This window comes from Yeosuana sp., assembly GCF_057126245.1.
This window is the reverse complement of the sequence record NZ_DBNGMQ010000081.1, coordinates 14,746-34,417: the sequence shown is the minus strand read 5'-3', so window position 1 is coordinate 34,417 and position 19,672 is coordinate 14,746. Positions and strand designations below refer to the sequence as shown.

23 protein-coding genes are annotated in these 19,672 nt (G+C 33.2%); 10 read left to right on the top strand and 13 right to left on the bottom strand.

The features are described 5' to 3' along the window. Window positions 1–60: 60 nt before the first annotated feature. Window positions 61–2,994 carry a leucine--tRNA ligase gene (locus AC15TD_RS11015; protein ID WP_484452200.1) on the bottom strand — a complete coding sequence of 978 codons (2,934 nt, stop codon included), beginning with the start codon at window positions 2,992–2,994 and terminating at the stop codon, window positions 61–63. A gap of 225 nt (window positions 2,995–3,219) precedes the next feature. Between AC15TD_RS11015 and AC15TD_RS11010 the strand changes: the two genes are divergently transcribed. Beyond that, window positions 3,220–4,134, top strand: a complete 915-nt coding sequence (locus AC15TD_RS11010; RefSeq protein ID WP_484452199.1) for a DMT family transporter — start codon at window positions 3,220–3,222, stop codon at window positions 4,132–4,134. Here the strand turns inward: AC15TD_RS11010 and AC15TD_RS11005 are convergent. Next, window positions 4,131–5,051, bottom strand: coding sequence for a ketopantoate reductase family protein (locus AC15TD_RS11005; protein WP_484452198.1), 921 nt, complete (start codon window positions 5,049–5,051; stop codon window positions 4,131–4,133). The genes AC15TD_RS11010 and AC15TD_RS11005 overlap by 4 nt on opposite strands. A 67-nt stretch (window positions 5,052–5,118) precedes the next feature. On the opposite strand from AC15TD_RS11005, the gene AC15TD_RS11000 reads away from it, so the two are divergent. Further along, entirely contained in the window at window positions 5,119–5,997 is an 879-nt protein-coding gene (locus AC15TD_RS11000; RefSeq protein WP_484452197.1) for a cell division protein FtsX, read from the top strand. 100 nt (window positions 5,998–6,097) lie between these two features. Further along, window positions 6,098–6,352, top strand: coding sequence for a DUF3098 domain-containing protein (locus AC15TD_RS10995; RefSeq protein ID WP_484452196.1), 255 nt, complete (start codon window positions 6,098–6,100; stop codon window positions 6,350–6,352). A gap of 3 nt (window positions 6,353–6,355) precedes the next feature. On the opposite strand, the gene AC15TD_RS10990 is transcribed toward AC15TD_RS10995, so the two are convergent. Beyond that, a complete protein-coding gene (locus AC15TD_RS10990; protein ID WP_484452195.1) occupies window positions 6,356–7,522 on the bottom strand; it encodes a glycerate kinase in 1,167 nt (388 codons plus the stop codon). A gap of 152 nt (window positions 7,523–7,674) precedes the next feature. On the opposite strand from AC15TD_RS10990, the gene AC15TD_RS10985 reads away from it, so the two are divergent. The 4 genes from AC15TD_RS10985 to AC15TD_RS10970 are packed head-to-tail and all read left to right on the top strand — an operon-like array spanning window position 7,675 to window position 10,553. Further along, the gene (locus AC15TD_RS10985) at window positions 7,675–8,487 is read left to right on the top strand and encodes an undecaprenyl-diphosphate phosphatase (RefSeq protein ID WP_484452194.1); all 813 of its coding nucleotides are present in this window, start codon (window positions 7,675–7,677) and stop codon (window positions 8,485–8,487) included. After that, window positions 8,487–9,182 (top strand): tRNA pseudouridine(55) synthase TruB, encoded by a 696-nt coding sequence (gene truB, locus AC15TD_RS10980; RefSeq protein ID WP_484452193.1) that lies wholly within the window; start codon window positions 8,487–8,489, stop codon window positions 9,180–9,182. The genes AC15TD_RS10985 and truB overlap by 1 nt, the downstream gene beginning before the upstream one ends. 38 nt (window positions 9,183–9,220) lie before the next feature. Then, window positions 9,221–9,772 carry a hypothetical protein gene (locus AC15TD_RS10975; RefSeq protein WP_484452192.1) on the top strand — a complete coding sequence of 184 codons (552 nt, stop codon included), beginning with the start codon at window positions 9,221–9,223 and terminating at the stop codon, window positions 9,770–9,772. Window positions 9,773–9,827: 55 nt separating this feature from the next. Then, window positions 9,828–10,553 (top strand): TonB family protein, encoded by a 726-nt coding sequence (locus AC15TD_RS10970; RefSeq protein ID WP_484452191.1) that lies wholly within the window; start codon window positions 9,828–9,830, stop codon window positions 10,551–10,553. Here AC15TD_RS10970 and AC15TD_RS10965 read toward each other — a convergent pair. Next, window positions 10,531–11,151 (bottom strand): thioredoxin family protein, encoded by a 621-nt coding sequence (locus AC15TD_RS10965; protein ID WP_484452190.1) that lies wholly within the window; start codon window positions 11,149–11,151, stop codon window positions 10,531–10,533. The genes AC15TD_RS10970 and AC15TD_RS10965 overlap by 23 nt on opposite strands. A gap of 95 nt (window positions 11,152–11,246) precedes the next feature. On the opposite strand from AC15TD_RS10965, the gene AC15TD_RS10960 reads away from it, so the two are divergent. Continuing rightward, window positions 11,247–11,810: a DNA-3-methyladenine glycosylase I gene (locus tag AC15TD_RS10960; protein ID WP_484452189.1), complete on the top strand. Its 564-nt coding sequence runs from the start codon at window positions 11,247–11,249 to the stop codon at window positions 11,808–11,810. Window positions 11,811–11,826: 16 nt separating this feature from the next. On the opposite strand, the gene AC15TD_RS10955 is transcribed toward AC15TD_RS10960, so the two are convergent. The 7 genes from AC15TD_RS10955 to AC15TD_RS10925 form a co-directional block, all read right to left on the bottom strand. Further along, window positions 11,827–12,114, bottom strand: coding sequence for a glycine zipper domain-containing protein (locus AC15TD_RS10955; protein WP_484452188.1), 288 nt, complete (start codon window positions 12,112–12,114; stop codon window positions 11,827–11,829). A gap of 41 nt (window positions 12,115–12,155) precedes the next feature. Next, on the bottom strand, window positions 12,156–12,566 hold the full coding sequence (locus AC15TD_RS10950) for an RNA polymerase sigma factor (protein WP_484452187.1): 411 nt from the start codon (window positions 12,564–12,566) through the stop codon (window positions 12,156–12,158). Between the two features lie 137 nt (window positions 12,567–12,703). Continuing rightward, entirely contained in the window at window positions 12,704–14,053 is a 1,350-nt protein-coding gene (locus tag AC15TD_RS10945; protein ID WP_484452186.1) for an ADP-ribosylglycohydrolase family protein, read from the bottom strand. Window positions 14,054–14,131: 78 nt separating this feature from the next. After that, window positions 14,132–14,749, bottom strand: a complete 618-nt coding sequence (locus tag AC15TD_RS10940) for a class I SAM-dependent methyltransferase (RefSeq protein WP_484452185.1) — start codon at window positions 14,747–14,749, stop codon at window positions 14,132–14,134. Beyond that, entirely contained in the window at window positions 14,750–15,382 is a 633-nt protein-coding gene (aat, locus tag AC15TD_RS10935; protein WP_484452184.1) for a leucyl/phenylalanyl-tRNA--protein transferase, read from the bottom strand. Window positions 15,383–15,470: 88 nt separating this feature from the next. After that, window positions 15,471–15,848 carry a DUF3127 domain-containing protein gene (locus AC15TD_RS10930; RefSeq protein ID WP_484452183.1) on the bottom strand — a complete coding sequence of 126 codons (378 nt, stop codon included), beginning with the start codon at window positions 15,846–15,848 and terminating at the stop codon, window positions 15,471–15,473. Between the two features lie 33 nt (window positions 15,849–15,881). Beyond that, on the bottom strand, window positions 15,882–16,751 hold the full coding sequence (locus AC15TD_RS10925) for a flavin reductase family protein (protein ID WP_484452182.1): 870 nt from the start codon (window positions 16,749–16,751) through the stop codon (window positions 15,882–15,884). A 207-nt stretch (window positions 16,752–16,958) separates the two neighbouring features. Between AC15TD_RS10925 and AC15TD_RS10920 the strand changes: the two genes are divergently transcribed. Beyond that, window positions 16,959–18,113, top strand: a complete 1,155-nt coding sequence (locus AC15TD_RS10920) for a sensor histidine kinase (RefSeq protein ID WP_484452181.1) — start codon at window positions 16,959–16,961, stop codon at window positions 18,111–18,113. On the opposite strand, the gene AC15TD_RS10915 is transcribed toward AC15TD_RS10920, so the two are convergent. Further along, window positions 18,103–18,492, bottom strand: a complete 390-nt coding sequence (locus AC15TD_RS10915) for an HIT family protein (protein ID WP_484452180.1) — start codon at window positions 18,490–18,492, stop codon at window positions 18,103–18,105. The genes AC15TD_RS10920 and AC15TD_RS10915 overlap by 11 nt on opposite strands. Before the next feature lie 91 nt (window positions 18,493–18,583). Beyond that, a complete protein-coding gene (gene greA, locus AC15TD_RS10910) occupies window positions 18,584–19,057 on the bottom strand; it encodes a transcription elongation factor GreA (RefSeq protein WP_484452179.1) in 474 nt (157 codons plus the stop codon). Between the two features lie 146 nt (window positions 19,058–19,203). On the opposite strand from greA, the gene AC15TD_RS10905 reads away from it, so the two are divergent. After that, window positions 19,204–19,647, top strand: coding sequence for a hypothetical protein (locus AC15TD_RS10905; protein WP_484452178.1), 444 nt, complete (start codon window positions 19,204–19,206; stop codon window positions 19,645–19,647). Window positions 19,648–19,672: the final 25 nt, after the last annotated feature.

Genomic DNA, 19,672 nt, shown 5'->3' with positions numbered 1-19,672 from the left:
TTTTAATTGAAACTTCTTATTTATAAAAATTACGTCGTCGATCCGCATTTCGTAATGACGTTAGCCAACAATATTGACGATTTTTCCAGGAACCACAATCACTTTTTTAGGTGTTCTACCCTGTAATTGTTCTTTGGTTTTTTCATATGCCATCACAGCATCTTCAATCGCCTCTTTACTTAAATCTAAAGGTAATTCCATCGTGAAACGCATCTTACCATTAAAAGAAATAGGATACACCTTATTGCTTTCTACCAAATAACTAGCATCAAATGTTGGAAACGGTAAGGTTGCAATAGACTCGTTATGACCTAACTGACTCCATAACTCTTCAGCGATATGCGGTGCATACGGTGAAATTAAAATCAATAATGGCTCCAAAATCTCTTTAGAGGTGCATTTTTGCGATGTTAACTCATTGACCGCAATCATAAAGGTAGATACAGAGGTATTAAATGAGAAATTTTCAATATCTTCTTCTACTTTTTTAATGGTTTTATGAAGGGTTTTTAAACTATCTTTTGATGGTTCTTCATTGGTTATATTCAATCCGTTATCATCAAAATATAATTTCCACATTTTTTTAAGAAACGAATGAACACCAGTAATACCAGCAGTATTCCAAGGTTTGTATTGCTCTAATGGCCCCAAAAACATTTCGTAAAGACGTAAACTATCTGCGCCATAATCGATACAAATTTGGTCTGGATTAACGACGTTATATTTAGATTTAGACATTTTTTCAACGTCTCGATTCACCTTAACAATATCCTTTTTTCTTTCTTCTTCTGTCGTTATAAATTTTAATTGATCATATTTATACTCTTTCATCCAATTTCTAAATGCCGAAACATCTATTTCATTTGATGAATTAACATATTTCACATCAACGTGAACTTCATCTAATTGGATTGATTGCAAAGACTGTCCGGTGAATCCTTGAATGAATTCAAGAGTTTCAATTCTCTTTTTAAAATTCATATAATTATTAAAAATATCGCCAGAAACAAAAAACTCAGGTTTCTCATTTATTCTGTAGATGAAAGCACTCGTCCCCAAAATCATCCCTTGGTTAATGAGTTTTTTAGCAAACTCATCGTAAGGCACTAAGCCTTTATCAAACATAAATTTTTGCCAAAAACGTGAGTATAGTAAATGACCTGTAGCGTGCTCGCTTCCACCAATATATAAGTCAACTTGTTGCCAATAGTTTATGGCTTCCTGTGAAAAAATTTCATTATCATTATGTGGGTCCATATACCTATTAAAGTACTGCGAACTTCCTGCCCAACCTGGCATGGTATTTAACTCTAAAGGATGGATGGTTTTATTATCAATCAAATCGTTTGAAACGACTTGATTTTTGGTGGTGTCCCAAGCCCAAACCGTGGCGTTTCCTAAAGGTGGCTCGCCGGTTTCGGTTGGTAAATATTTTTCAACTTCCGGTAAGGTAATTGGCAAATGTTTGGTATCAATCATTTGTGGCATGCCATTTACATAATATACAGGAAATGGTTCGCCCCAATAACGCTGACGACTAAACACCGCGTCACGTAAACGATAATTCGTTTTTCCTTCACCTTGACCTATTTTTTCTAATTCATAAATAGCGCGTTTCGTCGCTTTCTTATAATTCAAGCCATTTAAGAAATCGCTATTTCCAATCACTGTTTTGTCTTTATCAGCGAAAGCTTCCTCAGAAATATCAACGCCTTCAAAAATATTAGGAATTGGGATATTAAAATGCTTTGCAAAATCGTAATCACGTTGGTCACCACAAGGAACTGACATCACTGCCCCAGTTCCATAACCTGCCAAGACATAATCACCAATCCAAACCGGAATAGGTTCTTTCGTAAACGGATGCTCTGCAAAAGCACCTGTAAAAGCACCTGAAATAGTTTTTATATCGGCCATTCTATCTCGTTCGCTGCGTTTTGCAGTCGCTTGAATATAAGCGTCTACTTCAGCTTTTTGTTCTGGTGAAGTTATTTGAGATACTAATTCGTGTTCTGGAGCAAGCGTCATAAAACTAACTCCGAAAATGGTATCGGGTCTTGTTGTGAAGACGTTAATAATATGAGATTGCTTCCCGCTTCGTTCCTCGCGGTCCGCAATGACGTTAAACGAGACTGATGCACCAACCGATTTTCCAATCCAGTTACGCTGACTTTCCTTTAAAGAGTCAGTCCAATCAATTTTATCTAAACCTTGAAGCAAACGTTCTGCATACGCCGAAATACGCATACTCCATTGTGTCATTTTTTTTCTAATAACCGGATGACCACCACGTTCTGAAACCCCATTCACAATTTCATCATTGGCCAATACGGTTCCTAACGCAGGACACCAGTTCACTTCAGTTTCAGCTAAATAAGTAAGTCTGTATTGTAATAAAATTTCCTGTTGTTTTACTGAAGAAAACGAGTTCCATTGGTCAGCAGAAAATGATTCAACATCATCATCACAAACCGCATTTACATTAGTATTTCCTTCCGAAGTGAATAATTTAACTAACTCTGAAATATCTTCTGCTTTATCAGTATCATTATTATACCATGAGTTGAACAGTTGAATAAAAATCCACTGGGTCCATTTATAATAACTTGGGTCTGACGTTCGTACTTCGCGAGACCAATCGAAAGAAAACCCAATTTGGTCTAATTGACGGCGATAGGTTTTTATGTTTTCAGCAGTTGTAATGGCAGGATGTTGCCCTGTTTGAATCGCATACTGTTCAGCTGGCAATCCAAAACTATCATATCCTTGCGGATGAAGTACATTAAATCCTTTATGGCGTTTATAACGTGCATAAATATCTGACGCAATATACCCTAGCGGATGCCCAACATGTAACCCCGCACCACTAGGATATGGAAACATATCTAACACGTAAAATTTAGGTTTATCGCTACTATTTTCGGCTTTAAACGTTTGGTTTTCTGCCCAATATTTTTGCCACTTGGCTTCAATTTCGTTAAAATGGTACTTCATTACACTATAAATATTAACGCCATTGCGAATAAAGTGAAGCAATCTGCTAACTTTTAAAGATTACCGCATCGCTTCGCTCCTCGTAATGACGATTAAAAGCGCAAATTTACGCTTTATAAACAAACTGTAAAACCTTTATAGCCTAATAAATAGTGCTCTTTGTATTAGTAAACATGATATATTATTGTAATATGATTTACTTTTACGCCATAAAATGATAAAAGATTGAACAAGAGTATATACAAAGCGCATTTAGCATTACTTGGTGCCAACTTGATTTATGGTGTCAACTACATTATTGCCAAAGGCATTATGCCCGATAAAATTGAGCCATCATCTTTTGTGTTTATACGATTGCTTTTCGCAACACCCATGTTTTGGATTTTAAAAACCTTTGTTATTAAAGAACGTGTTGCAAAAAGTGATATGTTACGTTTGATGCTTTGCGGTATACTTGGTGCCGCCGCCAACCAACTTTTATTTTTTCATGGCATCAATCTTACTTCGCCCATTGACGCATCCATTATCATGACAGCTGTTCCCGTTATTGTTTTGGTTTTTAGTGCCTTTTTATTGAAAGAACGCATTACTAAAAATAAATTATTAGGCATCGCTATTGGCGGCATAGGTGCTTTAGCGTTGATTTTATACGGCAACAAAGCCTCCGGAACCAGCTCGCTTCTTGGCAACCTGTTTATATTTTTAAATGCCACAAGCTATTCACTTTATCTTGTTTTTGTAAAACCTCTCATGAAGAAATACAAAGCTGTAACGGTGGTTAGCTGGGTGTTTTTATTCGGTTTCCTATTTACCTTTCCCGTTGGAATAGGAGATTTTATCAATACAGACTTTAGCGCCTTTACCTTAAACACCTATTTGGTTGTTGGTTTTGTGGTTTTATTTACAACCTTTTTTGCCTACTTATTTAATATTTATTCCCTTAGTTATGTGTCGCCATCTGTGACCAGTAGTTATATTTATTTACAGCCTTTAATAAGTTTTGTTATGGTCGCTATTTATGCAAATGTATTGTCTAAAAAACAATATATACAAGACATTAATGCTATCAAAATAGTCAGTTGTTTATTAGTAGTTATAGGCGTTTATATGGTAAGTAAAAAGCCGAAAAGCATTTCTTAGCTTCGTGCTTTGACTTCTTGCGGCATCAGACAATGATAGATAAATGCATTGGTTGGTGTTTCTATACCCAATTCTTTTCCTTGAGCAACAATATAGCCGTTAAAATTTTGAAGTTCGCTAGGTTTTCCTTCCATGATATCGCGTTGCATAGATGCTGTTGTATTGAAATCTAAACTATCAATAACGTTTATTGTCATTTCTACATCTTGAAGCGTTAACCCAACACCTTTTACATTGGCAATAGCTACTATTTCTTTAGCGGTATCAAAAATTATTTTTCTAACCTCTGGACTCTCTCTCATCACACCAAAAACGGCTCGAGTTAAAGCACCGATACCACTAATGCTTCCAATAAATAAGAACTTTTTCCAAATATCGAAATGAATATCCTCAGATAGGGTGTTTTTAAATCTGGCCTTATCAAAAACAGACTTAATTTTTTGAACGCGTTCCGTTTTCCGATTATCATATTCTCCAAAAACAATTTCAGGTTCAAACGTAAAATGATTAATAACCCCCGGAGATTCAACCTTACTTACAATTTTACATAACCCCGCTAAAACATGTTCTTCTGGTAAAACAGACCTTAATTTATCAGCATTGTCAGTGCCATTTTGAAGCGGAAGCACCATTGTTTTTGAGCTAATAACAGCTTTTAATTGTTCTGCAATGCCCATAATCTGCCACGACTTAACGCCTAAAATAATCAGGTCAGGATTTTTTATGTCATTTATATTATCAGTCACTTTCGGATACACCGTAAAATCGCCCAGAATACTTTTTACCTGCAATCCCTTGTTTTTTATAGCTTCTAAATGTTTTCCGCGTGCTATAAACGTGATATCATAACCAGATTTAGCTAACTTTCCACCAAAATATCCGCCAACACCACCTGCACCAATTACAACAATGTTCATATGTTTTAGTTTATATAAATACAGTTTAAATATACTTTATTATTTTTACAACGTTAATAACTTGTATATGAGTTCATCATTTGAAAAACATCAAAAGCGCAGGCTTATTTCATCCTACTTTTCAGTCGTTTTAAGTATCGCATTGGTTCTATTTTTATTAGGGTTATTAGGTATGTTAATATTAAATGCCTCAAAAGTATCTGACCATTTTAAAGAACAAGTGGTATTAACAATCTACCTTAAAGACACTGCAAAAGACGTTGAAATAAAACAACTAGAAAAAAGCCTGGTCATGGCCGATTATGTTAAATCTACCGAATACGTCTCTAAAGAGCAAGCTGCTGAATTTATGAAAGCTGAAAATGGTGAAGATTTTATGGATTTTGTGGGCTATAATCCGCTACAAAATAGCATTGATGTTCATTTAAAAGCAGATTTTGTAACCTCTGATCAATTAGAAAAAATTTCTGATGAAGCACTAAGCAAAAACTTTGTTGACGATGTTGACTATGATAACGATTTGGTAACCTTAATGAACAATAACGTTAAAAAAATAAGTTTTTGGGTGTTGGTGATTAGCGGCATTTTTACATTAATAGCTGTTTTACTTATAAATAGCTCCATTCGTCTAGCCGTTTATTCTAAACGATTTACCATTAAAACCATGCAAATGGTTGGTGCCACCAAGCAGTTTATTAGAAGACCTTTTGTTTGGAAAAGTGTACGTTTAGGAATTATTGGCGGGTTTATTGCGCTTATAGGAATGGCTATTGTATTATTTTATCTCAATAAAACATTTCCGGAATTAGAATTATTAAGTAACCCTATAATCGTTACGATACTGTTTCTGTTTGTTTTTACCTTAGGAATTATTATCACATGGATTAGCACGCATATCGCAACACAGCGCTTTTTAAATTTAAAAACAGATCAGTTGTATTATTAATTGTTCATTGTTGGCTTTGGTAAGAAATACAATTTATTATATTCTTAACAAGGCTATTTTAAATAAATCCGTTAATTTGCATCTTAGTTTATAAATCATCATGGGAGAGAAAAAACGTAAAGAAGCTACAAAGAGTGTCTTTGTATTTGGAAAGAAAAACTATAAATTTATGTTCATAGGGATGGTATGTATTGCTTTAGGTTTTATTTTAATGTCTGGTGGCGGTAGTGATGATCCTAATGTTTTTAATCCTGAAATTTTTAGTTTCAGACGTATTCGTTTAGCACCTATGTTTGTGCTTGTCGGTTTTGGAATTCAGATTTATGCTGTTTTATTGAATCCAGATAAAAAATAGTTTTCAATTCCTTTCTCTTTTAAAATTATTAGGACTTCTCTTCAAGTATAATAGTGATTTGGCAAATGTTTTAGTCATTTCTTCAACATAGCGATACGTGTTTTTTATACCATCATCTACGTTTTTAGAATAGTTTAATACCGCATCAACGTATTCTATTCCAAAGTTTTTAATATCATTTTGACTCAAAGCTATAGCCCCACAAAATGCAGCCACTTTTATCTGTTTCAAATTCGCCGAAGATATCACGCCTTGAATGGTTTTTCCTGAAAGGGTTTGTGAGTCTAATTTTCCCTCACCAGTAATAATCCAATCGGCACCATTAATTTTAGCATCAAATTCAACTAAACTTTTTACCAAATTAATTCCAGATTGTAATTCAGCATTTAAAAAAACGATAGCAGCAGCACCCATACCGCCGGCAGCACCAGCGCCTTTTACATGTTGCACATCTCTTCCAAATTGTTTTTTAAAAATAACTGCGATGTTTTTTAAGCCATTATCTAACTGTTTTATTTCATCACTAGAAGCTCCTTTTTGAGGTCCATATACAAATGCAGCACCATCTTTACCAAATAAAGGATTGGTTACATCGCAAGCTACTTTAAATTCAATCTCATCTAAATATTTTAAAACATAGCTTGTATTTATATATTGAATTTTCGAAAGATTCTTTCCAATAGGACTAAGTTCCTTTCCGTTTTTGTCTTCGAATTTATAACCTAATGCCACAGCCATACCCATACCACAATCGTTAGTCGCACTGCCTCCAATGCCTAAAATTATGGTTTTAGCACCTTTTTCTATGGCGTGTTTAACAAGTTCCCCTGTTCCAAGTGATGTTGTATGATAACAATTCTGCTCTTCTGGTTTTAAAAGAGCCATTCCTGAAGCCGCAGCCATTTCTATAAAGGCTGTTTTAATATTGTCTACATATAAATAGGAAACCTGTATATCTCTAAACAACGGGTCATTCACTCGTAATTGTATTCGCTTTCCGTTTAGATGATATTCTAATATGTCTATGGTACCATCACCACCATCTGCAAGTGGTAAAGAAACTGTTTGAGAATCTGGAAATATTATATTTAAACTTGTTTTTACAGCGTTGCAAAACTGCATACCAGTTAATGACCCTTTAAATTTATCTGGAGCAATTACAAATTTCATGTGTTTATTTTATTGTTTTTCAAAGATTACATACTGTTCGCTATTAATCATTTCTTGAGGTTAGAAGCTTTTTAGCCTGCTCATTTCATACGATGAATTAAAATAAACTACAATTTAACAAAATACATCTTCAATTTTGATATTTTTGTCGCATGGATTTAATTGATGCAATTATACTTGCTGTTATTGAAGGTATTACAGAATACCTTCCTATATCTTCAACAGGACATATGATTATCGCTTCATCACTTATGAAAATAGCTAGTGATGACTTTACTAAATTATTTACAATCGTTATTCAACTGGGCGCTATTTTATCGGTTCTTGTTCTCTATTGGAAACGTTTTTTTCAAAGTTTAGATTTTTATTTTAAATTATTAGTTGCTTTTATTCCAGCTGTTGTTTTGGGATTGTTATTAAATAATGTTATTGACGAATTACTAGAAAGCCCATTGATTGTTTCTATTTCATTAATTATTGGTGGTTTTATTTTATTAAAAGTAGATGATTGGTTTAAAGCTAATGAGGTATTTGATCAAGAAAATCCTGAAGCTCACACCAAAATAAGTTATCTCACCGCCTTAAAAATTGGTTTCTTTCAATGTATTGCCATGATTCCAGGGACCTCAAGGAGTGGCTCTAGCATTATTGGTGGTATGACACAGAAATTAAATAGAAAAACAGCTGCAGAATTTTCATTTTTCTTAGCTGTTCCTACGATGTTTGGTGCCACTGCGAAAAAACTATATGATTATAATAAAGCCGGTTTTGAACTAAATGGTGACCAAATCAACTATCTAATTATAGGCAATATAGTTGCATTTGTTGTAGCATTAATAGCCATAAAATCTTTTATAGATTACTTAAGTAAAAGAGGTTTTAAGATTTTTGGATATTACCGTATTATTTTAGGTTTTGGCTTGTTGCTTATCCACTACTTTTTATATCCTTTAACTACCGTATAATGTTAAGGTCTGAAGATTATTTATCCGGTCAAGTATTGCTAATTGACAAACCCTTGCATTGGACCTCGTTTCAAGTAGTCAATAAGCTACGTTGGGAAATTCGTCAAGTTTTTAAATTAAAAAAAATTAAAGTCGGTCATGCTGGTACTTTAGATCCACTTGCAACAGGCTTATTGGTGCTTTGCACAGGCAAAATGACGAAACAAATAGATACCTTTCAAGGACAAATAAAAGAGTATACTGGCACACTTGTGTTAGGAACCACAACACCTTCTTTCGATTTAGAAACTGAGATTGATAACACTTTTGAAACCAGTCATATTACGCATGATTTAATTCATGAAACCACAAAGCAGTTTATAGGTGACATAGAACAAAAACCTCCCGTTTTTTCGGCATTAAAAAAAGATGGCAAACGTTTGTATGAATTTGCTAGAGCTGGTGAAACAGTAGAAATAAAACCACGCCAAATATACATTTCGGAATTTGAAATCACTAAAATTGATAAACTAAATATTAATTTCAGAATCGTTTGCAGTAAAGGAACTTACATTCGCTCGTTAGCCCATGATTTTGGAAAAGCGCTTCAGTCCGGGGCTCATTTATCGGCATTAAGACGAACAAAAATTGGTGATTTTAATGTTGAAAATGCTTCTTCTATTGAGAATTTTATTAAAAAACTTACTTCGGAATAGTTGTTGTTATCATAATTGCATCTTAATACCTCATTTTTATGAAGCAAGTTTACCTTTTCTATCCTCTCGTTTTATTTCTCTCTTTTTCTACATTTTCGCAAATTGAAACTGAAAAGACAAATGGTTTTTTCTACAAAATTTCTTTGGCCACGACGTTGACCATAAATGAAGACTACTCAGCTTTTGATGACGATGATGACGGCACACTTATTGAACCTAGTGCCCTTTTTGTAAATAATACAATTGGTTATCAATTTGATAAACGCTCTGTAATTGGTTTAAATTTTGAATATGATTGGCATTCGGAACAAGGCCTTCATTTTGCGCCTGCCTATTTAAGTTTTCAATATAATGTCATTGCAAATGATGATAATGTTTTTATTAGAGGTGGATATGGAACCCTTTTAGGTTTGGGAAGTTCATTTGAAAAAGGAAATATGTATAAATTCGGAGTAGGCTCTCAAATTTTTGATAAAAATTATAGAAATTCATTTTTAATTGGTCTAGACTTTACCAGAAAACGGTTTGGTTATAAAACACTTGAGGGTTTATCTAGTGTTTCTATTTTTATTGAATTTATGCTATTTTAAACTTTTTATCTTAATTTGCCGTATATATTGTGTCCATGTTTAAAGCAAATTATATTTGAATTTCAATAATCAACAAAAAGCGCTATTACTTACGTTCCTAATTGCAGGAACCATAGTTCTTTCTGTTTTTAATTTAAGTCTTCAAAAACAAAACAAATTATCTTCTGAAAGTTATTATGAAATAGAACCCGAAAAAGAGCTTAACGAAGAAGAAATTAAAGTGCTTGAAGCTTTAGAACAATTAAATAATAGTAAAGCAGAAACCAACAAAGCATTTAATGAAACGGCTAAAGAAAAGTCTTTTACCGAAGCTTACAAGCCTATTGCTCCTCCTGAAGATTATGTAAGACCTGAGTTTAATGAAAATCAAGATTTTAGTCAATCATCTAGTAGTAATAATGATATTTCTGATTTAAATCATGAAGAAATATCTTCATTTTCAAAAGTAAATGACCTTTTAAAGAATCAAACCAAGAAAAAAGATGCTCCTGAGTCTTCCAACCGGAAAAGCACCATTAGATATTCTTTAGTAGATAGAACCGATGAGTATTTACCCATCCCCATTTACCTCTGTGAAGCCGGTGGAAAAATTGTTGTTAATATAACGGTAGATTCTAAAGGTAATGTGATTGATACTTACGTTAATACATCGTCAACTTCAACAAATGAGTGTTTAATTGAAAGTGCTATAGAATATGCTAAAGAAGCCAAATTTAATGCTAGTCCTAATAAAAAATCACAATTAGGCTCTATTACATTTAATTTTGTTGGCAAATACTAGGTTCAAATTTGCAAAGTATCTCAGTAATATCATTTACAACACTTTGACCTTTATTCTTATTATACCAAACTTGTAACTCTTCTTTAAATTCTGGTGTAATAACACCATGTTCCGCTTTATAGTCAACGACCATTTTCGTGGCTTCACTAGGCCTTGGCCCAAACGTGTTCAAAACCTCACCAGTTACATTATCAATCATAATCAATTTTGGAACGGCTCTGGCTCCATTGGTTAAAAACATATCCATCAACTCTAAATTTTCATCTCTAAGTACGACTCTAAAATTGATATTAATAAATTCTGCTATTTTATATAAAACAGGTACAATATGAGCCGCATCACCACACCAGCTTTCTGTAATAACTAACCAGGTTATGTTGTCATTAAAATGAGATAACTTAGTTTTAGATTCTTCTGAAATTTTTAAGGTTTTATCCCAGCGATTCATTCTCCTATCATTAAGCTTGGTGTATTCTGCTAAACTTTCACTTTTTTCTAAACCTGTATTGGAATTATCTTCCACCAGTCGCTTTACCAAACTTCTATAGGTTGAATAAGACATACTGCGTTCTATTCCTTCTTTTATAACTGCATTCATGTTTTTCTGAATTTAACGAAACAAAATTACAATCTTGATGTTTCCTTATATATGATATTTGTCATACATTTATAGGAATACTTACAATATTAATAATGAATAAAAACAGATGTGGCTGGTGCCAGGGAGATGCCTTATATGAAGCTTATCATGACCAAGAGTGGGGCGTTCCTGTTTATGATGATGCTACGCTGTTTGAATTCTTAATTTTAGAAACGTTTCAAGCGGGATTAAGTTGGATTACGATCTTAAGAAAACGAGAAAACTTCAGAAAAGCGTTTGATAATTTTAACTACAGTAAAATAGCAACATACAAACAAGATAAAATTGACTCTCTTTTGCAAGATGCTGGTATTATAAGAAACAAACTTAAAATAAACGCTACCAGATGCAATGCAAAAGCCTTTATAGAAATTCAAAAAGAGTTTGGAAGTTTTTCAAAATATATTTGGGGGTTTGTTAATGGCGAACCTATTAAAAATAAACTTAAAAACTACAAAGAGGCTCCTGCAAATACAGCACTTAGTGATTACATTAGTAAAGATTTAAAAAAACGTGGTTTTAAATTTGTAGGTAGTACCGTAATTTATGCTCATATGCAAGCTACTGGCATGATAAACGACCATGAAGTTGGTTGTTTTAGATATGATGAAGTTTAATTCGTCCTGAAAAATTCTAATTGATTCTTGTTTTCAATACGCGATTTTGCTTTTCAGCTTCTTGGTCCTTTGCTCTACCTATAACAAGTCCAATTAACATACCTATAACTAGACCTATGGAAATGTTAGATGTTCCAAAACTTGCTCCAATAGCAACTCCAAAGCACATTTCTAAACTCATTCCTATACCTGTATAATAGCCGTAAGGAATTAAAGAGAACTCCTTTTTTAAATAGGCTTTAAAGTCATTAAGTTTTTTACCAAAATATTTTCTTTTGCTTTCAGGATTCGACTTTAAATTCAATATTTTAAGTTCATTTTCTATTGACAACAAATCGGCTTCAGTTAGATTTCTGCTATTTCCTTATTTGGTTTTTCTTCCAGATAAAGCAGAATAACCGCTCGATCAATTTCTGATAATTGTTTAATAGCGTCATATAACAGGTTAAGCGATTCATCTGAAAACGTACGTTCATCCTCTACAACTTCATTTTGAATCTTATAATCTAAATCATAATATTGACGATTTCTTTTCTTTTTTTTGATTAATGTTAAACATATATTAAGTGATAATCTATATATCCAAGTAGACCATTTAGCATCACCGCGGAACTTATCTCGACTTCTCCATATTTGTAAGCAGACCTCTTGATAATAATCTTCGAAATCTTCCTGTGAATCGGTATAGGCCCTACATATTTTGATTATTATTCCGGAATAGGGTAAAATAGATGATATATAAAAATCGTTACTCAAACACTGTTTTTAAAGATTAGTGGCAGAAGTTAACGATTATTACACCTTTATAAATATTTTGAAAAAAATTTTAAACAATCGTAGAATTAATTGCTTTTGATATAAGGAAATCTAACCTAATATTAAGATTTAATCTTTTATTCTGTTTCCATTCCCTTGATAGGAATCACCCAGGTATTGTTTTCTAAATCAAGGACTCCTCCCATTTGCTCTTTAACAACCCTGTCTGTTATTTCGATTCCTTTTTTAGCCATATTTTCGAAAGAGTCGATTCCATTATTAGGAAAATTTTGTCTAGTTCTATGAATATTAAACCGGTTAGAGAATTTTTTGTTGAAAGCTTTTTCAACTCCTCCTTTTCCAATCATAAAACCCAGTAAACCGCCCCATGTAGCAGTTGGATTATCTGAATCCCATCCTGAAAGAGTTCCAATTTTTATGGTTTCAATTATGTCACCTTTACCATAAAACAAGCTCACTAAGCTCGATGCAAAGTTTATGCCTGATGCAAAACAACCATTACAGTATAAGTTTTTTGATGTAATATCATATCCATCTTCTTGATTTACTTGATATCTATAATATATAGAATCTCTTGTTTGTTCCCATGATATATCAGACCTATACATTTTTTTTGTGTAATCAAACATTTTAGCCGGATATGAGCTATCAGGTAGTACGGTTCGAGCTTGATTTGCCATCCAGATTATTTGCTCTTCAATAGGCATCTCAGCATCAACTTTTGAGGCTAAAGAATACATGGTTACATAAAACTTTGAAACATATTCAGCCTCTTCTCTCGCCGTAGTTTGGATAGGCAATTGAGCTATTTTTATAGCAATATCCGGTCTTCCAGGTGAGAACAATCCAAAAATTTCCGTAGTTAACTGTGCATCAATCATTTCAAAATGTTCGTTATTGATGGGATTGCCGGTTTCAGGCGGCAAAAACCCTTCCTGCATAAGATCAAATGCTCTTTGATTTGAAACCCACAAAAAATTCTCTTCTTTATCTTTGATATGTTTTAACCATCCATCACGAATTTGCTCGGGTGATAATATCGCTGTTTTATTAGTATACAGCAAATGTTGATACATGTACTCTATATCTGTGTCATCATCTGCTCCCCAGATTTCACTTGTGTCTCTAAACACGAAATTGATGGTCTCTGACAAGTTACTTGGAATGCCTTCTCCCCAAATACTAGGTTGATCGGGTTTACCCCAGTTTTCTCTTGTATAGAAATCTCCAGTTTTAATCTCTCCAATGTTTCCAATTTTATCCATTTCTGTCACCAACCCTGTCCAATTCGCAATACATTGCCCTAACCAAAACCCATATAATTGATTGTAGTATTTGTCTCTTGAAACAACTAATTCATTAGCACCTTCTAGAGATGAACTTTCTAATTTAACCTTGTTCCTTTTTTCAAAATTGCAAGAAGAAAAAATTAATAGAGATATTATGATTGTGTTAAAGAATTTCATGATTTACAATTTACTAAAAAAACATCATCTAAATAAATGCCATAGCGTCAAAAATAACTCGATAAAAAATTAATAACGTTAGCTCTTCTTTCTTCCCACAAACCTTATGAGTCTGGCTTTACCGTTGTGAAATTCGCCTTCTTTAAGCGTATCTTCTACCTCTTCAAGTTTTAGAATCTCAAAATCTGGAAAATCTCTTTTCATGATCTCTTTAGAAAATAACATATCTACATTTTTTGGTCCGCCAGCATTTGGATTTGTCTTTTGTAAGTCTGCATGGTTTTTACTAAACCCTTCTATAATAATGATGCCATTAGGTTTTAATAATTCCGCAACTTTTCTATGGTATTCTGATACAATATCTGTTGTAAAATGAGCGAAAATAAGTGCTGCAACATCAAATTTTTTGTTTATTAATTTAAGATTAAAAAAATCTCCAATTTCATAATGAATACTAACATTATTAAGATCTGCTAGTTTCATGGCTTTGTTTTTACCTTCCATACTCGTATCAAAAGCAAAGACATTTAAGCCTGATTTAGCAGCGTAAACTGCATTACGCCCTTCACCTTCTGCCGGCAACAAAATATTTCCTTCAGGTTTAAGCGTATCTATACTACTTTTAAAAAAAGCATTTGGCAAAACGCCGTAAACATATGCTTCTTGTTTAAAACGGGTATCCCAAAAATTTTCCATTTAATTATTATTTAAGTATTTCAAAAAGTTTTCTCTAGGAATGTCTTCAGCCCCAAGACTTTCTAAATGTTGCGTATATACTTGGCAATCTATTAATTTGTACTTCGTGTTTTTAATAAATGTAATCAAGCCTGCTTTACTGGCATTGCTTTCTTTAGTAAACATACTTTCTCCACAAAAAATACCATTATTTAAATCAACACCATAAAGGCCAGCAACCAATTGATCTTGTTTCCAAACCTCAACTGATTTTGCATAACCTAACTCATGCAATTGTACGTAAGCCTCAATCATGTTGTTAGTAATCCATGTGCCTGATTGCCCGTCGCGCTTCATTTGAGCACATTCCTTAATAACAGCTCTAAAATCTTTATTAATGGTAACTTCAAAATCACATTGACGCAATACTTGTTTCATACTTTTTGACACTTTAAGTTTCTCTGGGAACAACACAAATCTTGGATCTGGTGACCACCATAAAATAGGTTCTTCTGCTTCAAACCAAGGAAATATGCCATGTGAATAGGCTTCTAACAATCTTTCAACAGATAAATCGCCTCCAACAGCTAACAAGCCTTCTTCTGAGGCTTTAGAAACATTAGGAAATGGTATGTGCTTAGTAAGACGTTTCATAATACTATGAAAATAACAAACCTCAACATTACAATTAACATTGAGGTTTTATTTATTGAGTTTCTTATTTTAAAGAAACTGTTCGCTGTTAAAAAGGTAAATCGTCATGATCTTCTTCTTTTAAATCTCCAGCAGGTTCAAAAGCATCCATTGGTGGTACTGGTGGTAAACTGCCATCGCCTGCTTCTTCTTGTAATGCTTCAATTCTCCAACCTTGAATAGAATTGAAATACTTAGTTTCTCCTTGTGGGTTTACCCATTCTCTACCTCGTAAATTTATACTTATTTTTACTTGTTGCCCTTCTTTATAATTATTTAGTAAATCTGTTTTATCTTGAACAAATTCTACCATAATATGTTGTGGATATTGCTCATCTGTTGTTACCACAATTTCTCTTTTTCTAAACCCATTATTCCCGAAGGTTTGAGTTTCTCCAATCATTTTAATTCTTCCTTGAACTTCCATTTATTATAATTTATATGTATTTATTAATCTACTCTAACTTAACAATATTTTCCATGCACTCGTTATATCTCCGTAACTTAAATAATTACGAGCTAACTTATGCTTCTGTCTATGCGATGCGTTTTTAATATTAGGATACCGGTCTCCTAAATTATCGACAAAATCAATAACGTCCTTTTTACTTGGTAACGCCTCTACATTTGCCAACATACCTAAATCATTACCAGTTAAAACCATGCTATTTTTAACATCCTCTGGCAGCATATCTACTCCAATTCCAAGAGAATTTAATGGCTTCGGAATTTCAAAAAAACCCTTATTCGCTCTGCTATAAAAACTTCCACCAGCTCTTGCAACCAAATCTAATTTCTTTTGATTTATAGATTTATCATCATTAAGCACCTCTGGATCGATATGAAACTTTAAGACTTCACAAATAACCAAATTTCCGGCACCTCCTTCGGACCCTAACTTAATAATCTCGTTCACCTTGCATTCAAACTGCACAGGAGATTCTGCCACTCTAAATGGTTTAACCATATCAGATTTCAACATGGTTAAACCTGCCTTTTCAAACTCATTAACACCTTCGGGGTATTCCGTACTGGCTAAAGACATTTGTTGAACCATATCATAATTCACCACATTAATAACAACTTCTTTTGTTGCTTCAACATTTTCAAGTGTGTGCTTCGTAGTATTATCTCTAACTCTTCTTGAAGGTGAAAAGACCAAAATTGGCGGGTTTGCACTAAACACATTAAAAAAACTAAAAGGCGACAAATTTGGTTTGCCATTAACATCTACTGTACTTGCAAAAGCTATTGGCCTGGGCGCAACGGCACTTAGTAAATAACCATGCAATATATTGGTTGGTATCTGTTTTGGATCAAAAGATGTCATTAAACCTTTGTGTTTTTACAAAACTAACAATTTCTTCGGATTCTGCTTAACAAAAAAGTTATGTTAATTTTGCTTTGTCTGTTATAGTAAATATTACTATTTACGCAAATGTAACCAATCTCCTTTTCAACTAAAAACCGATTTACTAACATCTGGCACAATAATATCAACAGATTTGCATTATATTGATGTCAAATTTGCTTATTCATGATTTTCACAAAATATAGAAACACATTTCGTTGGGTTATGATTGTGGCTTCTTTCATTATTATTTCCCTCATTTTATGGAATACGTATGTATTTTTTCAGAATTTCAAAGCCGAAGAACGTACTAAAATGGACATTTGGGCCGAAGCCCAAAGTGATTTTATAGATAGCGAGACAAATGATAATCTAGACCTCACGCTTAAAATTCTAAGCAGCAATAAGACAACTCCAATGCTCGTTATTAATAAAGATGGGAGCTTGGGTACTTATAACAATATTAACGATACTAAGGTTAATGACTCTATTTACATTAATAAACTTATTCTAGAATTTAAAAGTGAAAACAAGCCTATTGAAATTATTTATGAAAATGAGATTTTTGCAACCATCTATTATGGAAATTCCCCCCTTTTAAATAAACTAAAATATTATCCATTAGCCTTATTACTCATTATTGTGCTTTTTGCTGCTGTGGTTTATTTCTTTTACCGAAGTAACAAAAATGCTACCGAAAATAAATTGTGGTCTGGTATGGCAAAAGAAACAGCGCATCAAATTGGCACGCCTTTATCCTCTTTAATTGGTTGGACAGAAATTTTGAAAAGTGAACATGTAAATCCTGATTATATTTCCGAAATGACTAAAGATGTCGATAGGCTACAAACCATTACAGAACGCTTTAGTAAAATTGGTTCTGTGCCTACGCTAGAACCTCTTGACATTATTAAAGAAACCATTGATTCTTATAGTTATCTTAAAACGCGATCTTCGAAGTTGATAGAGTTTGAAATCAGCACGCCTAGCGGAGAGATTCTTGTGAACCTTAACAAGCAACTTTTTAGTTGGACTATTGAAAATTTAGTGAAAAATGCTATTGATTCTATGAAAGGTCGCGGCAAAATTACCATTGAAATTTCTGAACTTGAAGATGATATAAAAGTACTGATTTCCGATAATGGTAAAGGAATTCCTAAAAATAAATTTAATGCTATTTTTGAACCTGGTTACACAACTAAAAAACGCGGTTGGGGTTTAGGCCTGTCTTTAACAAAACGAATTATTGAAGAATTCCATGACGGAAAAATTAAAGTCTTACAATCCGAAATAGGTAAAGGCACCACCTTTCAAATTGCATTAAAACGTGCTATAAATTAGCTTGAATAGACTTAGCTACTTCCTGAAACTCTTCTGGCGTTAATTTAGTTTTCTGAATAAAACGGGCATCTTCCATCGTATGCAGCGGAATTAAATGCACATGGGTATGTGGTACTTCTAAGCCAATAACGGTTATGCCCACTCGCTTGCATGGAATGGATTTTTCAATAGCAATACCCACTCGCCTTGCAAAACTCATTAAACCATTATAGGTTTCTTCATCTAAATCAAAAATTTTATCAACTTCTATTTTAGGGATGCACAGTGTATGTCCCTTACTATTGGGATTAACATCAAGAAAAGCCAAAAACTTATCTGTTTCAGCAACTTTATAACATGGTATTTCGCCATTAACTATTTTTGTGAAGATTGAAGACATAGTACATTAAGAGTTATGAATCTATGTAAAGATAAAAGATTCCTAATGATATTCAATTAGGAATCTTTTTAAAAAATATTTTATCATTTTATTATCTGGAAATCTCTATAATATCAAATTTCATAACACCATTAGGCACCTGAATTTCGGCAACATCCCCAACTGACTTACCTAATAAACCTTTTCCTATGGGTGAATTTACAGAAATTTTTCCTGATGCTAGATCGGCTTCACCATCAGCAACCAAGGTATAATTCATTTCCATACCATTTGTTTGATTCTTTATCTTAACTTTTGATAATACCAAAATTTTTGATACATCCATTTGTGATTCATCGATAAGACGTGCTCCTGCCAATGCATCTTCTAATTTAGAAATACGCATTTCTAACATGCCTTGTGCTTCTTTAGCAGCATCATATTCTGCATTTTCACTCAAATCTCCTTTATCTCTAGCCTCTGCAATAGCTCTTGAAGCTTTTACACGTTCTTTGTCTTTTAACTGCTTAAGTTCGTCTCTTAATTTTTTTAACCCTTCTGGTGTATAGTATGATACTTTACTCATAACTTCATCGTTTTATTAATAAAAAGATGCTGAACCAAGTTCAGCATAAAAAAAATCTCGCATACAACGAGATTATATACAAATATACAAAATTTTTAACTCAACATATTTTTTGTTGTAAATTGCAATAAAAATAGCTTGCTCTTATGAGATCATTATTTCTACTATTTTCCTTTATTTTATTGACTGCCTGTAGTGGTGATTCCGTTGATAATCCAAATTGCAGATTTTTGCTTGATATTGACATCTATGAAAGGGTTAATTTAACTCTTTTGCCAGGTAACAAATTATCTTCAGGAACCTCCATCCCTGTCGAAAGCTCTTTGCATAGAGGAATTATAGTAAGTCAAGTTGGTTTGGATTACTATGCTTGGGATGCAGCAGATCCAAACCATACATTTAATGGCACTTGTAAGTTGAAACCTACTAATAACATAAATACTTTTGACCTTACAGCTACTTGCAGTTGCGATGACAAAAACACATACAGTTTAGTTACTGGGCAGGCTTTGAATGACGGTTCACTTCAATGTGGTTTAAAAAATTATCGTGTTGAAAAAAGTGGAAATTTGCTTTTAATTTCAAATTAAAACATAAAAAGAGCGACCTAAAATA

Bases quoted from the DNA above. Each gene is read 5' to 3' on its own strand.
- AC15TD_RS11015 (WP_484452200.1), bottom strand. From the start codon at position 2,994: ATGAAGTACCATTTTAACGAAATTGAAGCCAAGTGGCAAAAATATTGG.
- greA (WP_484452179.1), bottom strand. From the start codon at position 19,057: ATGAGTAAAGTATCATACTATACACCAGAAGGGTTAAAAAAATTAAGA.
- AC15TD_RS10905 (WP_484452178.1), top strand. From the start codon at position 19,204: ATGAGATCATTATTTCTACTATTTTCCTTTATTTTATTGACTGCCTGT.
- aat (WP_484452184.1), bottom strand. From the start codon at position 15,382: ATGAAACGTCTTACTAAGCACATACCATTTCCTAATGTTTCTAAAGCC.
- AC15TD_RS10940 (WP_484452185.1), bottom strand. From the start codon at position 14,749: ATGGAAAATTTTTGGGATACCCGTTTTAAACAAGAAGCATATGTTTAC.
- AC15TD_RS10990 (WP_484452195.1), bottom strand. From the start codon at position 7,522: ATGAAATTTGTAATTGCTCCAGATAAATTTAAAGGGTCATTAACTGGT.
- AC15TD_RS10925 (WP_484452182.1), bottom strand. From the start codon at position 16,751: ATGACATCTTTTGATCCAAAACAGATACCAACCAATATATTGCATGGT.
- AC15TD_RS10985 (WP_484452194.1), top strand. From the start codon at position 7,675: ATGGATTTAATTGATGCAATTATACTTGCTGTTATTGAAGGTATTACA.
- AC15TD_RS10945 (WP_484452186.1), bottom strand. From the start codon at position 14,053: ATGAAATTCTTTAACACAATCATAATATCTCTATTAATTTTTTCTTCT.
- AC15TD_RS11000 (WP_484452197.1), top strand. From the start codon at position 5,119: ATGAGTTCATCATTTGAAAAACATCAAAAGCGCAGGCTTATTTCATCC.
- AC15TD_RS10930 (WP_484452183.1), bottom strand. From the start codon at position 15,848: ATGGAAGTTCAAGGAAGAATTAAAATGATTGGAGAAACTCAAACCTTC.
- AC15TD_RS10965 (WP_484452190.1), bottom strand. From the start codon at position 11,151: ATGAATGCAGTTATAAAAGAAGGAATAGAACGCAGTATGTCTTATTCA.
- AC15TD_RS10960 (WP_484452189.1), top strand. From the start codon at position 11,247: ATGAATAAAAACAGATGTGGCTGGTGCCAGGGAGATGCCTTATATGAA.
- AC15TD_RS10995 (WP_484452196.1), top strand. From the start codon at position 6,098: ATGGGAGAGAAAAAACGTAAAGAAGCTACAAAGAGTGTCTTTGTATTT.
- truB (WP_484452193.1), top strand. From the start codon at position 8,487: ATGTTAAGGTCTGAAGATTATTTATCCGGTCAAGTATTGCTAATTGAC.
- AC15TD_RS11005 (WP_484452198.1), bottom strand. From the start codon at position 5,051: ATGAACATTGTTGTAATTGGTGCAGGTGGTGTTGGCGGATATTTTGGT.
- AC15TD_RS10915 (WP_484452180.1), bottom strand. From the start codon at position 18,492: ATGTCTTCAATCTTCACAAAAATAGTTAATGGCGAAATACCATGTTAT.
- AC15TD_RS10975 (WP_484452192.1), top strand. From the start codon at position 9,221: ATGAAGCAAGTTTACCTTTTCTATCCTCTCGTTTTATTTCTCTCTTTT.
- AC15TD_RS10920 (WP_484452181.1), top strand. From the start codon at position 16,959: ATGATTTTCACAAAATATAGAAACACATTTCGTTGGGTTATGATTGTG.